This window comes from Luteimonas sp. R10, from assembly GCF_045689605.1.
In the GTDB taxonomy this organism is placed as follows: Bacteria; Pseudomonadota; Gammaproteobacteria; order Xanthomonadales; family Xanthomonadaceae; genus Luteimonas.
In genome coordinates this window covers 107,774-122,786 of record NZ_CP141262.1, presented here as the reverse complement: position 1 = coordinate 122,786, position 15,013 = coordinate 107,774, and the positions used below count along the sequence as shown (strand labels likewise).

Sequence of the window (15,013 nt, the reverse complement as noted above, 5' to 3'; positions counted from 1 at the left end):
AAGGCGCGCCGTGCATAATGCGGATCGCTTCCGATCCCGTGCCCGCCATGCTCGAAACGCTCGAACGCGAAACCGCCCCCGATCCACGCTGGAGCGTGCTCTGGCTGCACGGCCTCGGCGCCGACGGCCACGATTTCCTGCCGATCGTGCCGGAGCTGGTGCGGCGCGACTGGCCGCCGCTGCGCTTCGTGTTCCCGCATGCGCCGGTGCGCGCGGTGACGATCAACAACGGCATGCGCATGCGCGCCTGGTACGACATCCGCGACGCCGATCTCGCCAACCGCGCCGACGAGCAGGGCGTGGCCGAATCGGTGGCGCACGTGGAGGCGTTGATCGCGCGCGAGGTCGAGCGCGGCATTCCCGCGGAACGGATCTTCCTCGCCGGCTTCTCGCAAGGCGGCGCGATCACCCTGGCCGCGGGCATGCGCCGGAGCGCGCCGCTGGCGGGGCTGATCGGCCTGTCCACCTATCTTCCCGGCGCGCAGGCCGCCGCCGTGCCGCCGGACGCGGCGACCCGGCAGCCGGTGTTCATGGCCCACGGCACCCAGGACCCGGTGGTGCCGCATGCGGCCGGCGAGCACAGCGCGGCGCTGCTGCGCCGGCACGGCTTCGCGGTCGAGTGGCATGCCTATCCGATGCCGCATTCGGTCTGCGCCGAGGAGATCGCCGATCTCGGCGACTGGCTGTCGGCGAGGCTGGGCGCCTAGCGATGAGCGATCCGCGCAACCGCGAACCGTGGCTGCCGGATCTGTGCCGGCTGCCGCGGCTGGCGGCGATGCTCGGCCTCGCGCAGCTGGTGGTGGTGGTGGTGGCGCTGGTGCCGGACGGGTCCCCGGGCTGGGATCCGGTGCGGCTGTTGTCCGTCAGCGGCTATGCGCTGTGGCTGGCGCTGGCGGTCTCGGTGCTGCTGTGCGTATCGCGGCGGGCGCTGTCGACCTTGCCGCAGCGCTTCGGCGCGTTGGCGGCGGTGGCGCTGTCGAGCCTGGTGGCGGCGATCGCGGCGGCGGTGGTGCATGCGCTGTTCGCCAGCGTCGGCGCGGCCGAGGCCTGGCCCGGCTTCTGGCGCTTCGTCGGCGGCTCGTGCGCGGTGGTGGCGCTGATCACCGCGCTCGCGCTTCGCTACTTCTACGTGATCGACGGCTGGCGGGCGCAGGTCAACGCCAGCGCCCGCGCCGAGGCCGATGCGCTGCAGGCGCGGATCCGGCCGCACTTCCTGTTCAACAGCATGAACATGATCGCCGGCCTGCTGCGGCGCGATCCGGTGGTGGCCGAGCGCGCCGTGCTCGACCTGTCCGACCTGTTCCGTGCCGCGCTCGGCGCCGGCGAGGGCGACTCGTCGCTGGCCGAGGAAGTGCGGCTGGCCGAGCAGTATCTGGCCATCGAGCAGCTGCGCGTGGGCGAGCGCCTGCAGGTGCAATGGCGCAGGACCGAACCGTTGCCGTGGACGCTGCCGATGCCGCGGCTGGTGCTGCAGCCGCTGCTGGAGAACGCGGTGCTGCACGGCATCTCGCGGCTGCCGCGGGGCGGCTGCGTCGCGATCGAACTCGTCGCGACCCCGGACACCCTGTACCTCCGGGTACGCAACCCGTCGCTGCCGCCGCCCGGGCAGCCGCAGGTGCCGCAGGGCGCGGGCCATGCCCAGCGCAACATCGCCCATCGTCTCAGTTACGCCTTCGGCGCGAGCGCGCGGATGGCCTGCGGCTGGCACGAGGGCTACTATGCCTGCGAGATCGAGCTGCCGCTCGACTGAGCCGAAGCGGGAGGGCGCCTGACGTGAAGGTCGTGATCGCCGACGACGAGCCGCTGGCGCGGGAGCGCTTGCGCACGCTGCTGGCGCAGCAGCCGGGCGTCGAGCTGGTGGCGGAGGTCGGCGACGGCCATGCCGCCCTGCATGCCTGCGCCGAGCACGACGCCGACCTGATCCTGCTCGACATCGCCATGCCCGGCATCGACGGCCTGGAGGCCGCGCGCCACCTGGCCGCGTTCGAGCCGCGCCCGGCGGTGGTGTTCTGCACCGCCTACGATGCGCACGCGCTGTCGGCGTTCGAGGCCGCTGCCGTCGATTACCTGGTCAAGCCGGTACGGCCGGAGCGCCTGCACGCGGCGCTCGAGCGCGCGCGCACCTTCACCATCGGCCGCGACCACGACGGCGGCGCCAGCCTGCACAAGAGCCGGACCCACCTGTGCGCGCGCCTGCGCGGCAGCCTGCGGCTGATCCCGGTCGAGGAGGTCTACTACCTGCAGGCCGAGGAGAAGTATGTGGTGGTGCACCACGCGCGCGGCGAGGACCTGATCGAGGAATCGCTGAAGTCGCTGGAGCAGGAGTTCGGCGAGCGCTTCATGCGCATCCACCGCAACTGCCTGGTGGCGCGGCACGAACTGGTGGAGATCCGCCGCGACCACGACGGCCACGTGCACGCGATGCTGCGCCACGTGCAGCAGCCGCTGGAAGTGAGCCGGCGCTGCGTGGCCCAGGTGCGCGAGGTGATCCAGCGGCTGTGAGGTTCGTTTTCCGCGGCTCCGGTTGCGCGGCGTCGCGACTTCCGTCGCTCCCACAAATGCAAGTGCAGCAGCCATCGCGCTGGCTTCCTGCGGGAGCGACGGAAGTCGCGACCGGGCGTGCCGGCGCCATGCATGCCGCGGCGCCGGCAGCGATGACGAGTGCCTGCAGCCGGCTTTCCGGACCGGCGACCACAGGTCGGCGAGCGAGGCGCGCAAGTCCGCGATCCCAGCGTCACGCCGCGACCGGCGATAATGGGCCGATGAAGACCCTCCGCATCGCCACCCGCAAGAGCCCGCTCGCCCTGTGGCAGAGCCAGCACGTCGCCGGGCGCCTGCGCGTGGCGCATCCCGGCCTCGAGGTCGAACTGGTGCCGATGAGCACGCGCGGCGACGAGGTGCTGGACCGGTCGCTGGCGGCGATCGGCGGCAAGGGCCTGTTCCTCAAGGAGCTGGAATCGGCGATGCAGCGCGACGAGGCCGATTGCGCCGTGCACTCGCTCAAGGACGTGCCGATGGCGCTGGAGCCGGGGTTCGCGTTGCCGGCGATCCTGGTGCGCGCCGATTCCGCCGACGCCTTCGTCAGCGCCGCCCATGCCACGCTGATGACGCTGCCGCCGGGCGCGCGCGTGGGTACCTCGTCGCTGCGGCGGCAGGCGCAATTGCGCGCGCTGCGCCCCGACGTCCGGCCGCTGGACGTGCGCGGCAACGTCAACACCCGCCTGGCGAAACTCGACGCCGGCGACTACGACGCCATCGTGCTCGCCTGCGCCGGCCTGCAGCGGCTGGGCCTGGAGCGGCGCATCCGCATGCGGCTGGACGCGCCGGACTGGCTGCCGGCACCGGCGCAGGGCGCGATCGCGGTCGAATGCCGGGACGATGATGCCGGCACTGCCGCACTGCTCGCCACGCTGGACGATCGCGACACGCGCCTGTGCGTGGAGGCCGAGCGCGCGATGAACCGGGCCCTCGACGGCAGCTGCCACGTACCGGTGGCGGCGCTGGCCCGACTGGAAGGGGAGCGGATCACCCTGCACGGGCTGGTCGGCAGCGCCGCCGACGGGCGGCTGGTGCGCGCCTGCGGCAGCGATACGGTCGACGCGCGCGAGCGGCTCGGCGAACGCGTCGCCGGCGACCTGCTCGCCGCCGGCGCCGACCGCCTGCTGGCGTCTATCTGAAGGTGTAGACCAGGTTGATCGTGGTCAGGGTGTCGGTGTTCTTGATCCCGGCCTGGTCGTCGACCTCGGTGTTGTGGCGGGCCTGCAGCGCGGCCTTCAGCGCCAGCGACTCGTTCATCGACACGGAGACGCCGAGATCGTTCTGGGCGAAAGTGTTCTCGTTGCCGGACTCGACCAGCAGCGTGTTGGTCAGGCGGGTGTTCTCGGTCAGCCTGCGCTCGAAATCGAGCAGCCCGCGGACGATGAAGTCGCTGCGGATGTCGCCGCTCTCGGCGTGGCGCGCGCGGCGGTAGCCGGGGCCGATCTCGGTCAGCAGCTTTGTGCGCTCGTCCTTCAGGAAGTGGTGGCCATAGCCGAACGAGAACGTGCCCTGGTAGTCGTAGAGCGAGAAGTCGTCGCGCTCGTAGCGCGCGGCGCCGAACCAGTTGTGCATCTCGTTGACCTTGATCGCCGTGGTGCCGCCGATCTGGTAGCGGTTGGCGCTGGTGGTGTAGCGGGTCTCGGCGATGCCGTCGCCGTCGAAATCGCCGGTGACGTCGCTCTTGGCGCGCAGCGCCGACAGCGTCAGCTGGTGCTTGCTGCGCACGTCCTCCTGCGAGAACCGCAGCTTGCTGTTGAGGTTCTCGGAGCGGCGGTTGCCGCGGCTCATGGCCAGGCCGAGCTCGCCGGTCAGGTTCCAGATCGGCGCTTCTTCCTCGTACACCGGCGATGGCGTCTGGGCGCGCAGCGGGCCGGACGCCAGGGCGAGGGCGAGAAGGGCGAGCGCGGCCGGCAGGTGGCGGGAGTCGGTCATTCAACGGGTTCCTGTTGCGAGGCGTGAAGCGCGGGATTCGAGGGGCGGACGGGCATGTTCAGGCGGCAGGACGGCTGGCGAAGCGATGACGCCGCTGCGCACCGAGGGCGGCGGCAGAAGCGGCGGCGCGATGCCCCGGCCCGGCGGCGGGCCGGGCTTCACGGGCATGCGTAGCGGCATTCTGCGCGGTGCCGGTGTCCGCGGGACTGGTTGCATGAATACGGTAGGTCGGATCACCGCGGGTGACCGGACGAGCGGGAGATTCCCGCGGAGCGGTCGCATGGAAACGATTCCATTATGCCGCGATCGGCTCCGGTTCCCAAGGCGCCCCCGGCGCTCGCCCTCTGCGTGGCAAGGCGTTCAGTAGTAGAGCGTGACCACGTGTCGCGCCTCGGCGAAGAACAGCCAACGCTCCACGAACGCACCTGCCAGCAGCGCGACGGCGGTCGCGGCCAGCAAGGGCGCGGCCGGCGCCGAACCCGAAAGCGCCAGCAGCCAGGCCAGCCCCGGCGCCGCGACCAGCGACGCCGCCGCCAGCCACCGCAGCCTTCGCGCGTGCCGCCGCGCCACCGTGAAGGCCATCTCGCGGGTGACGTAGTTGGCTTCGGTGTGCGGGCGCTCGAACACCGCGACCGCGCGTCCCGGCAGGCCGACGGCGTCGCCGCGCGTTGCCGGCGCCGCTTGCCGGTCGATCGCGCGCCAGTACGGCCATTTGCACGCCAGCAGCAGCGCGCCGAGCGCGGTCAACGTCGCCGTCATCGCGGTCGCGGCGGTACCCGCCGGCAGCAGCAGCGCCATCAGCCAGAACAGCAGCGCCAGCCCGGTCAGCAGCGCGAACAGCAGGTAGACCGGCACCACCAACGGGTGGTGCCAGGCCGGGATCGGCAGCAGCGAGGCGTAGATCATCGCCGTGCACGCCACCGTCGCCAGTGCCAGCACCGCCAGCAGCAGGCCGCACAGTCCGAGCGCGAGCGCGCGATCCGGGCCGGGTTCGGCCCCCAGCAGCAGCGCCCCCAGCGCCAGCGCCGGGACGACCGTCGCCATCGCCAGCACGCCTTCGCGCGACAGCCAGGAGCTGCGCCACTGCGACAGCGCCCGCCATGCCCGCTGCGGCTTGCCGAGGTGGGCGAGCGAACTGAGCAGGCCGACGGTGCTCAGCGCCAGGCCCAGCAGCAGCGCCCACCACTGCAATGTCTCCAGTGCCGGCATGACATCGGCACGCGCATGCAACAGCAGCACCGACAGGCCGAGCCACGCCAGCAGGCCGTAGCCGGCGCCGGACAGCGTGGTGAAGAAGATCACCGAGAGGGCGGGGTGCATCGACGATTCATTCCCTGGCGGACGGTTCCGCGCGACATCGTACAGGGGGGGCTTGGCACCGGACCCGATTGGGCCGGGAGTCGGGAACTGGGAATCGGGAATCGGAATCGGGAAAAGCGTGCTCGTCATCCCGGCGCAGGCCGGGATCCAGGCCTGCGACTCGTCCGGAGGGCGGCGAGCCTGGATCCCCGGGCTGCGCCGGGATGACGGCGCGAGGTAGATGACGGCGCGGGTGGACGGCGACTCGGGGGCGGACGATGGTGCGGCCGGGACAACGAAAGCCGTCCGATTCCTCCGGCCGGTCACCGCCTGAGGACGCGATTCAGCCAGCGCAGCGGCGTGGCCGGTTCGGTCTCGGTCTGCGTCGCCTCCGCGCGGTCGCCGCCGCCACCGCGGCGCGGGCGCGGTGGCAGGTAGCGGTTGACCGGGGCGTAGCCGAGTTCCGGCATCAACGCCACGCCGTGGCGCTCGGCCACCAGCTTCGACACGTCCGAGTCCGGGTCGCCGAGGTCGCCGAAGTGGCGGGCGCGGGTGGGGCAGGCCTGCACGCAGGCCGGCACCCGCTCGCTCTCGTCGAGCTGCTCGTTGTAGATGCGGTCCACGCACAGGGTGCATTTCTTCATCACCCCCTCGACCTCGGAGTACTCGCGCGCGCCGTACGGGCAGGCCCAGCTGCACAGCTTGCAGCCGATGCACTTGTCCTCGTCGACCAGCACGATGCCGTCCTCGGCGCGCTTGTAGCTGGCGCCGGTCGGGCACACGGTCACGCAGGCAGGGGTCTCGCAGTGCAGGCAGCTGCGCGGGAAGTGCAGGGTCATCGCCGGCTGCGCGTCGCCGCCATCGCCGCCGGTACGGCTCCCTCCCTCGCCCATGTGGGAGCGACGGAAGTCGCGAATGGTGTGTCCGGCAGTCGCGACTTCCGTCGCTCCCACAGGAGTCTCCGAAGGCGCTCCAGGAGCCGCTGGTTCACACCCTGTGGCTCCGCTCGCCGCGACCTCGTAGCTGTGCACGCGGTTGAACCACACCCCGGACGGCGCCTTGCCGTACGGCTGCTCGTCGGTCAGCGGCCCGGCGATGCCGCCGGCGTTCCACTCCTTGCAGCTGGTCGCGCAGGCGTGGCAGCCGACGCAGGTGTCGAGGTCGATCACCAGGCCCATCTTCTTCTTCGATGGCGGCGGCAACGCGGTCATGGGCGGGAGATCGCGGTCAAAACGGGAAGTAGCGCGGGATCAGCAGCCCCGCCATGACCAGGAAGATCACGTTCAGCGGCAGGCCGACCTTGACGAAGTCGGTGAAGCGGTAGCCGCCCGCGGTGTAGACCATGGTGTTGGTCTGGTAGCCGATCGGGGTGAGGAAGCTGGTCGAGGCCGCGAACGCCACCGCGACCAGGAACGGCTTGCTGTCCAGGCCCAGCGCTTCGGCGGTGGCGATCGCGATCGGCACCACCAGCGCCGCCGAGGCGTTGTTGCTCATCGCCTCGGTGAGCACCGAGGTCAACAGGTAGATCGCCATCAGCGTGGCCACCGGGCCGAAGCCGCCGACCACCGTCACCGCGTGGTCGGCGATCCAGCCGGCCGCGCCGGAATTCTGCAGCGCGATCCCCATCGGCAGCACGCCGGCCAGCAGGATGACCACGCGCCAGTCGATCGCGCGATACGCGTCCTCCGGCTTGAGGATCTGCAGGACCACCAGCGCGATGCAGCCGAGGATCGCCGAGCCCACGATCGGCAGCCAGCCGAGCCCGGCGACGATCACCACCGCCGCCATCACCGCGATCGCCAGCAGCGCGCGACCGATCGACGAGCGGTCCTGCTCGCGCTCGCCCAGCACCAGCAGTCCGGGATCGGAGCGCATCGCTTCCAGCGATTTTTCCGGCGCGTCCAGCAGCAGCACGTCGCCGACCGCCAGCGGCACGCGGTCGAGCGGCTGCCGGATCGCCAGCCGGTGCCGGTGCAGGCCCTGCACCCGCACGCGATAGGTGTGGCCGAAGCGGACCGCCGCCAGGGTCTGGCCGATCAGGTGCGAGCCGGGCGCCACCATCGCTTCGGCGTGCAGGCGCTCGTCCTCGGTGTCACCGTCGAGCTCGCGGACGACCTGGTCGTAATCGAGCTTGAGCTTCTTGCGCGCCTGCTCGATATCGCGCCATTCGCCGCGCAGCAGCAGGCGGTCGCCCGCGCGCAATTCCTCGCTGCGCGGTGACGGCACCGGCTGCCGGCCGCGGAAGATCTCGAGCACGACCACGTCGCCGGCGTCGTCGGGCAGCAGCTCGCTGCCGCGCTTGCCGATCGCGGACGAGCGCTCGGTCGCCAGCAGTTCCACCACGTAGCGCCCGGCGTGGCCGCTGTCGGCCTGCTCCGGAACGCCGAGGTCGGGCAGCAGGAACCGCCGTGCCACCATCATGTAGGTCACGCCGACGGCGACGAAGATCACCCCCATCGGCGCGAACTCGAACAAGGTGAAGCCGGTCTCGCCCGACTGCCGCGCCAGCGAGTCGACCAGCAGGTTGGTGGAGGTGCCGATCAGCGTGCACACGCCGCCGAACTGGCCGGCATAGGACAGCGCGATCAGGTACTTCGACGGCGGCTGCCGGTTGGCCACGGTCGCCGCGATCACCAGCGGCAGGAACACCGCCACCGCCGCGGTGTTGTTGATGAAGCCGGAGATCACCGCCGTCAGCAGCATCATCGCCAGCGCGAACAGCCATCCCCAGCGGATCCGCGCCAGCAACGCGCCGAGCCGCTGCAGCGAGCCGCCACGCTGCAGTCCGGCGCTGAGCACGAACATCGCCGCCACGGTGATCGTGGCCGGGCTGCTGAACCCGGACAGCGCCTGGTCGGTGGACACCAGCCGCAGCGCCAGCAGGCTCGCCAGCACCAGCAGCGCCACCACCTCCACCGGCAGCTTCTCGGTCACGAACAGGTAGACCGCGCCGGCGATCACGGCGAAGGTCAGCCAGGCATCCATGGTCATCGGGTGCGCGCTCCGCGGTTCCGTTGGCGTTGCGGCGCACCATAGCGCAGCGGGCGGTCGTCATGGGCGGCGCCCGGCAGCGGCGCGAACTGCGGCTGCGTGCATGCGGCGGCGGCCGGGCGCAGGTTCACCCGCAGGTCGAACCAGGCCGCCTGGCCGGTGACCGGATCGGCGTTGGCGTAGTCGCCGCGCGGGGTGCGGTCGGAAATCAGGTGGTTGAGCAGGAATCCGTGCTCGGCCTCCGGCGCGTCCTTGGCCAGCTTCCACGCGCCGCGGCGCTTGCCGATCGCGTTCCAGGTCCACACCGTGTCCGGCTGCACGTTGCCGGCGAACTTCGCCTGCACGGTGATGCTGCCGTGGTGCGAGGCCACCTCGACCCAGTCCTCGTCGCCGATGCCGTACTTCGCGCCGGTGTCCGGATGCAGGTACAGCCAGTTGCGGGCGGCGATCTGCCGCAGCCAGGCGTTCTGCGAACCCCAGGCGTGGTACATGAACATCGGCCGCTGGGTGATGGCGTGCAGCGGGAATGGATGGGTGTGCGGGACGCCGTCATCGCGGCGAAGGCCGGGATCCATCGGCTCCGTCGCGACCGGGCGGCGGACCCCGGCCCTTGCCGGAACGGCGGAGGCGTCGTCTTGCGCCGCATCGGATTGCACGCCTTCGAAGGGTTCGTACCACAGCGGCAGCGGGTCGAAATAGGTCTCCACCCGCGCGCGGTGCCGCGGCGGCGGGACGTGCGCGCCGTGTCCTTGCGCGGCCAGGCGGAAGCGCTGCAGCGGTTCGGCATACAGCTGCAGCGCGATGGCGTCGCCGGCGCCGAGGAAGCCCTTGCCCTGCGCCCACTGCAGGTAGCCGCGGTTGGCCATCTTGAAGTAGCGCGCGTGCTCCGGGATCTCCTCGCGCCAGTAGCCGCCGTTGTCGATGTAGCGCTGCAGCTGGCCGGGATTCGGCGCGCCCTTGCCGTGCTGGGCGCCGTCGCCGCGCCAGCCGGCCAGCAGCCCGACCCCGGGCGCGCGCTCGTGGCGGACGATGTAGTCGGCGTAGCCGCGATAAATCGGTCCGCCGGCGGCGTCGGCCATCCCCGGCAGGCCGAGCCGCGCGCCCAGGTCCAGCAGGACCGACTGGAAGCCGCGCACGTCGCGCGGCCGGCCGTCGCCATCGGCCTGGGTGGCGGGGTCGAACACCGGGTGCCGGATCGCGTCGGCGGCGCCGTCGGCGTCGGAGATCGGCCGGTCCAGCAGCGAGATCGCGTCGAAGCGTTCCAGGTACGTCGTGTCGGGCAGCACCAGGTCGGCGTAGGCGACCATCTCGCTGGCGTAGGCGTCGGAATAGATGACGTGCGGGATCCGGTACCCGCCATCGTCGCGCTTGTCGGTGAGCCATCGCATGGTCTCGCCGGTGTTCATGGCCGAGTTCCAGCTCATGTTGGCCATGAACAGCATCAGCGTGTCGATCGGGTACGGATCGCCGGCATGGGCGTTGCGGATCACCGTGTGCAGCATGCCGTGCGCCGACAGCGGGTAGCTCCACGAGAACGCATGGTCGATGCGCCGCGGTTCCCCGCGCGCGTCGACCAGCAGGTCCTCGGGCGCGTGCACGAACCCGAGCGGCGGCGCATCGAGGCTGCCGTCGGCGCGGCGGGCCTTGCCGGGCCGGTTCGGCGGCGGCACCGGCTTCGGGTACGGCGGCTGGAAGCGGAACGAACCGGGCGTGTCCACCGCGCCGAGCAGCAGCTGCAGCACGTGCAGCGCGCGACAGGTGTGGAACCCGTTGCTGTGCGCGCTGATGCCGCGCATCGCGTGCATCGCCACCGGCCGGCCGAGCATCTCGTCGTGCTCGCGGCCCCAGGCGTCGGTCCAGGCGACCGGCAAGCGCACCGGGTGCTCGAACGCGGCCGCCGCCAGTTCGCGCGCGATGCGGCGGATGGTGGCGGCGGGAATGCCGCAGCGCTCGCTCACCGCGTCGGGCGAATACTGCGGATCGAGATAGCGTTCGGCCATCAGCTGGAAGACCGGCACCGCGGTACGGCCGTCGGCGAGCGTGTATTCGCCGACCACGAGCGGAGAGATGTCGGTGGCATCGGCAGGGGCGAGCCGCCACCCTTCATGCCCGCTGGCGGAGGACGGCGATTCGTCCCGGAAAGCGGAGGGGCGGTCGGCACGGGCCGCGCATAACGGCCGTCCCTCGTCGTCGCGCGCGAACAACCCATCCTGCGCGCCTCCCGGATCGCGGATCACCAGCCAGTGCGCATCGGCATAGCGCACCAGGTAGTCGAGGTCGACATGGTCGCTGCGCAGCAGCTCGTGGATCAGCGCGAACGCGAACAGGCCGTCGGTGCCGGGGCGGATGCCGATCCACTCGTCGGCGATCGCGCCGTAGCCGCTGCGCACCGGATTGATCGCGACGATCTTGGCGCCGCGTTCCTTGAGCCTGCCGAGCCCGAGCTTGAGCGGGTTGGAGTCGTGGTCCTCGGCCACGCCCCACAGCATCAGGTAGCGCGTGTGCGCCCAGTCCGGCTCGCCGAACTCCCAGAAGCTGCCGCCCAGCGTGTACAGCCCGCCGGCGGCCATGTTGACCGAGCAGAAGCCGCCGTGCGCCGCGTAGTTGATCGTGCCGAACTGCTGCGCCCACCAGCCGGTCAGCGCCTGCGACTGGTCGCGGCCGGTGAAGAAGGCGAGCTCGTCGGGATTGCGCTCGCGGATCGGCCGCAGCCAGTCCGCCGCGATCCGCAGCGCCTCGTCCCAGCCGATCTCGCGGAACTCGCCGCTGCCGCGCTCGCCCACCCGCAGCAGCGGCCTGGACAGCCGTGCCGGCGAGTAGTGCTGCATGATCCCGGCCGCGCCCTTGGCGCACAGCACGCCCTGGTTCACCGGGTGCGCGGGGTTGCCCTGGATGTAGCGGATCCTGCCGTCGGTCGTCCACACCTTGATGCCGCACCGGCAGGCGCACATGTAGCAGGTGGTGGTCCTGACCTCGTCGCCCGGCGAGGGCGAGAGGTTCAGGGCCGGCTCGTTCGGTGCGGGCGCAGGCATGGCGGCTATTGTGCCCGTGCGCCCGGAGCGCGGCGAGGACCGGTCTTCGCGCCCGCGCCGTCGCGTTCGAGGACGGCTCCGCGCCGTCGCGCTATCGCGCCGCCTCCGCCGGCATGTCCCACGTGATCGCCGGCGCCTCGGCGGCGCCGTGGCCACTCCCCGCGGCGCGGGACGTCACTGTGGCGCTTCGATGCGGATCGAGGCGTCGTTGAAGCGCGAATAGCGGGCCGTGGTGACGGCTTGCGCGTCCGCGGCGACCTGCATCTGCAATGGATAGCCGTCGCTGCCGATCCACAGGGTCGCCGGGGGATTGCCCGGGTCCTCGTGGATCATGCGGTACTTGCGCGCAGGCCTGCCGGCGACGCTGTCGGCGCCCAGCGATTCGATGGTGGTGCCCTGCTGCTCGGCCGCGATCCGCCCGCGATCGCGCAGTGTCTCGAGCATGCCCTCCTGCAGCGGCACCTGCACGGTCTGCCCTGCATCTGCATGTACATGTACATGCGGTCGCCGAGGATGGTCTGGGTGACGTCCGGATACCTGGCATACGCATTCCGGCGCACGCCAAGGCCACTCACTGGCACAGCTGCCGCAGTCGGCGCAGTTCTTCCTGCAGCAGTTCGCCGTCGCCGCCGGGTGCCAGGTGGGCCAGGTTGCGACGGATCTGGGGACAGGGATCGGTCGTGTACCCGGGCCCGCCAAGCAGGCGGCCGATGCTCTCCACCACCGCGGCGGGCGAGGGCGGCGGGCGCATCCGGAAACGGTCCGGCGCGCGCGCAGCCGGGTTGACCGGGCGCAGCGGGTCGGGGCGGAAATCGTGCCCGCCGGCCTGCGCGTCGGCCCAGCGGCGGCCCTGCTCGAGCAGGTCACGCGCCGACGGCGGCGGGTTCCCGCGTTCGACGGGCGCGGAGGCGGGAGGCGGTTCGACCGCCGTCATCGTGAGTGCGCGCCGGGACGGGGTGCCCGCGACGGTGGGGGACGGCGTTGGGGGCGGCGCGGCAGGCGCGGCCGTGGCTGCCGGCGGCGGGCGTTCGATCCAGTGGACGCGCAGCGCCGTTTCCGGCAGGCGCTGCTGCTGCGGCGGCGTCCGGGTCCACCACCAGACCAGGGCGAGGTGCAACGCCACCATCAGGATCATGCAGAGCGCGCGGTCGCCGGTGTCCTGGTGCATGGCCGTCCCTGGAAGGCGCCGCGAGTCTGCACACGCCGCGGTTAAACACCGGTTATCCGCTCCGGCCGTCGCCGTTCCGCGCGGCGGAGCGTACCCATGCCGCTGCCCCGCGGCCCGACTTGGCCCCATAATCGGCCCATGGACCGCTACGAACGCATTCTTTCGCTGCACCGCACGCTCAAGCACGCGCGCTATCCGGTCACGGTGGCGCGGCTGCAGGACGAGCTCGGTTGCTCGCGCGCCACCGTCTACCGCGACCTGGCCTTCCTGCGCGACGCGCTGATGGCGCCGATCGTCGGCGACGGCGAGGCCGGTTTCCGCTACGACGCCGACGAGGCCGACCGCTTCGAACTGCCCGGCCTGTGGCTGAGCTCGGACGAGCTGCACGCGCTGCTGGCCGCGCAGCAGCTGCTCTCGCGCAGCGGCGGCGGCGTGCTGTCGAGCGCGCTGGCGCCGTTGCAGCAGCGCATCGAGAAGCTGCTCGACGAACACGCCGCGGGCAAGACCTGGCCGGTCGAGCGGGTGCGGGTGATCCCGCACCATTCGCGCAGGATGGACGAGCAGGCGTTCCGTTTCGTCTGCTCGGCGGTGCTCGAGCGCAAGCAGCTGAGCTTCGAGTACCGCGCCCGCTCCACCGACGAGCGCACCCGGCGCACGGTCTCGCCGCAGCGGGTCACGCATTACCGCGGCAACTGGTACCTGGACGCCTGGGACCACGACCGCGACGGCCTGCGCAGCTTTTCGGTCGACCGCATCAGCGGTGCGCGCGTGCTCGACGCCGTCGCCCGCGACATCGACGAGGCCGAACTCGACCGCCACCTGGCCGGCAGCTACGGCATCTTCTCGGGCGAGCCCAAGGGCTGGGCGACGATCCTGTTCAACGCCCGCGCCGCGCGCTGGGTGGCCGACGAGCACTGGCATTCGCAGCAGCAGGGGCGCTACCTGCCCGACGGCAGCTACGAGCTGAAGGTGCCCTACAGCGCCGCGCGCGAACTGCTGATGGACGTGCTGCATTACGGCGCCGACGCCACCATCGTCGAGCCGCCGTCGCTGCGCGAGCAGGCGCGTTCGCTGCTGGCGCTGGCGCTGTCCAACTACGAACGCGACTGATGCCGCCCGCCGGGCGCGAGAAGGTCGCGCTGGCGCTCGGCGCCGGCGGTGCGCGCGGGCTGGCGCAGATCGGCGTGATCGAGGTGCTGGAGGAGCGCGGCTTCGAGATCGTGACGATCTCCGGCGCCTCCAGCGGCGCCCTGGTCGGCGGCATCCACGCGGCGGGCCGGCTGCGCGAGTTCGATGCGCGGCTGCAGGCGATGTCGCGGCGCGATTTCCTGCGGCTGCTCGATCCGGTCTTCGGGCGGTCCGGGATGCTGCGCGGCGCCCGCCTGGTGGACGCCATGCGCGAGGTGGTCGGCGATCCGCTGATCGAGGACCTGCCGGTGCGCTTCACCGCCGTCGCGGTGGACCTGCAGCGCCAGCGCGAGGTGTGGCTGCAGTCCGGCCCGCTGTGGGATGCGCTGCGCGCCTCGTTCGCCATTCCCGGGCTGTTCCTCCCGCACCAGGTGCATGGCCGCGAGCTGGTCGATGGCGGCCTGCTGGCGCCGCTGCCGATCGCCGCCACCCGCCTGTCCGATGCGCACCGCCTGATCGCGGTCGACATGCACGGCTGGCCGCAGCGGCCGCCGGGCGAGCCGGCCGCGAACGGCTCGCCGGTGCAGGACCATGCCGATGCGGCCGATGCGGCCGGCGACGACGCCCGCGACATGGGCCTGGTGGAGATCATGTCGCGCGCGCTCGACACCATGCAGGCGCAGATCTCGCGCGTGCAGCTGGCGCTGGATCCGCCGGAACTGGTGATCCGCATCCCGCGCGACGTTTGCCAGTTCTATGAATTCTGGCGCGCCAAGGAACTGATCGCCATCGGCCGCCACGAGGCCACCCGCGCGCTCGACGCCGCTGGATATTGAACGGCTGTCCGGCCGTCCGGCCCTCGCCCTTTTCGGGTACTCGATCGCCGCGACCGCGGTGGCACGTCCGCAAGCCATGTGAGCGGCGG

13 protein-coding genes are annotated in these 15,013 nt (G+C 71.8%); 6 read left to right on the top strand and 7 right to left on the bottom strand.

What is annotated here, in order from left to right; genetic code table 11:
- The first annotated feature begins 47 nt into the window (after positions 1-47).
- The 4 genes from U3649_RS00545 to hemC all read left to right on the top strand — a co-directional run bounded on the left by U3649_RS00545 (position 48) and on the right by hemC (position 3,677).
- Positions 48-707 carry an alpha/beta hydrolase gene (locus U3649_RS00545; protein WP_407352959.1) on the top strand — a complete coding sequence of 220 codons (660 nt, stop codon included), beginning with the start codon at positions 48-50 and terminating at the stop codon, positions 705-707.
- Positions 708-709: 2 nt separating this feature from the next.
- Positions 710-1,750, top strand: a complete 1,041-nt coding sequence (locus tag U3649_RS00540) for a sensor histidine kinase (RefSeq protein ID WP_407352958.1) — start codon at positions 710-712, stop codon at positions 1,748-1,750.
- A 23-nt stretch (positions 1,751-1,773) separates the two neighbouring features.
- A complete protein-coding gene (locus U3649_RS00535) occupies positions 1,774-2,502 on the top strand; it encodes a LytR/AlgR family response regulator transcription factor (RefSeq protein WP_407352957.1) in 729 nt (242 codons plus the stop codon).
- A 260-nt stretch (positions 2,503-2,762) separates the two neighbouring features.
- Positions 2,763-3,677, top strand: a complete 915-nt coding sequence (gene hemC, locus U3649_RS00530; protein ID WP_407352956.1) for a hydroxymethylbilane synthase — start codon at positions 2,763-2,765, stop codon at positions 3,675-3,677.
- Here hemC and U3649_RS00525 read toward each other — a convergent pair.
- The 7 genes from U3649_RS00525 to U3649_RS00495 form a co-directional block, all read right to left on the bottom strand.
- Entirely contained in the window at positions 3,670-4,470 is an 801-nt protein-coding gene (locus U3649_RS00525; protein ID WP_407352955.1) for a YdiY family protein, read from the bottom strand. The two genes, hemC and U3649_RS00525, sit on opposite strands and share 8 nt — an antisense overlap.
- A gap of 360 nt (positions 4,471-4,830) precedes the next feature.
- A complete protein-coding gene (locus tag U3649_RS00520; RefSeq protein WP_407352954.1) occupies positions 4,831-5,790 on the bottom strand; it encodes a dimethyl sulfoxide reductase anchor subunit family protein in 960 nt (319 codons plus the stop codon).
- A gap of 302 nt (positions 5,791-6,092) precedes the next feature.
- Positions 6,093-6,980, bottom strand: coding sequence for a 4Fe-4S dicluster domain-containing protein (locus U3649_RS00515; RefSeq protein ID WP_407352953.1), 888 nt, complete (start codon positions 6,978-6,980; stop codon positions 6,093-6,095).
- Between the two features lie 16 nt (positions 6,981-6,996).
- Positions 6,997-8,760 carry an SLC13 family permease gene (locus tag U3649_RS00510; RefSeq protein ID WP_407352952.1) on the bottom strand — a complete coding sequence of 588 codons (1,764 nt, stop codon included), beginning with the start codon at positions 8,758-8,760 and terminating at the stop codon, positions 6,997-6,999.
- Positions 8,757-11,792 (bottom strand): molybdopterin oxidoreductase family protein, encoded by a 3,036-nt coding sequence (locus tag U3649_RS00505; protein ID WP_407352951.1) that lies wholly within the window; start codon positions 11,790-11,792, stop codon positions 8,757-8,759. The genes U3649_RS00510 and U3649_RS00505 overlap by 4 nt, the downstream gene beginning before the upstream one ends.
- A 174-nt stretch (positions 11,793-11,966) precedes the next feature.
- Positions 11,967-12,236, bottom strand: a complete 270-nt coding sequence (locus U3649_RS00500) for a hypothetical protein (protein ID WP_407352950.1) — start codon at positions 12,234-12,236, stop codon at positions 11,967-11,969.
- Positions 12,237-12,363: 127 nt separating this feature from the next.
- Positions 12,364-12,960: a hypothetical protein gene (locus tag U3649_RS00495; RefSeq protein ID WP_407352949.1), complete on the bottom strand. Its 597-nt coding sequence runs from the start codon at positions 12,958-12,960 to the stop codon at positions 12,364-12,366.
- 138 nt (positions 12,961-13,098) lie between these two features.
- Here U3649_RS00495 and U3649_RS00490 point away from each other — a divergent pair, with 138 nt between their 5' ends.
- Entirely contained in the window at positions 13,099-14,070 is a 972-nt protein-coding gene (locus U3649_RS00490) for a helix-turn-helix transcriptional regulator (RefSeq protein ID WP_407352948.1), read from the top strand.
- Entirely contained in the window at positions 14,070-14,924 is an 855-nt protein-coding gene (locus U3649_RS00485) for a patatin-like phospholipase family protein (RefSeq protein WP_407352947.1), read from the top strand. The genes U3649_RS00490 and U3649_RS00485 overlap by 1 nt, the downstream gene beginning before the upstream one ends.
- Positions 14,925-15,013: the final 89 nt, after the last annotated feature.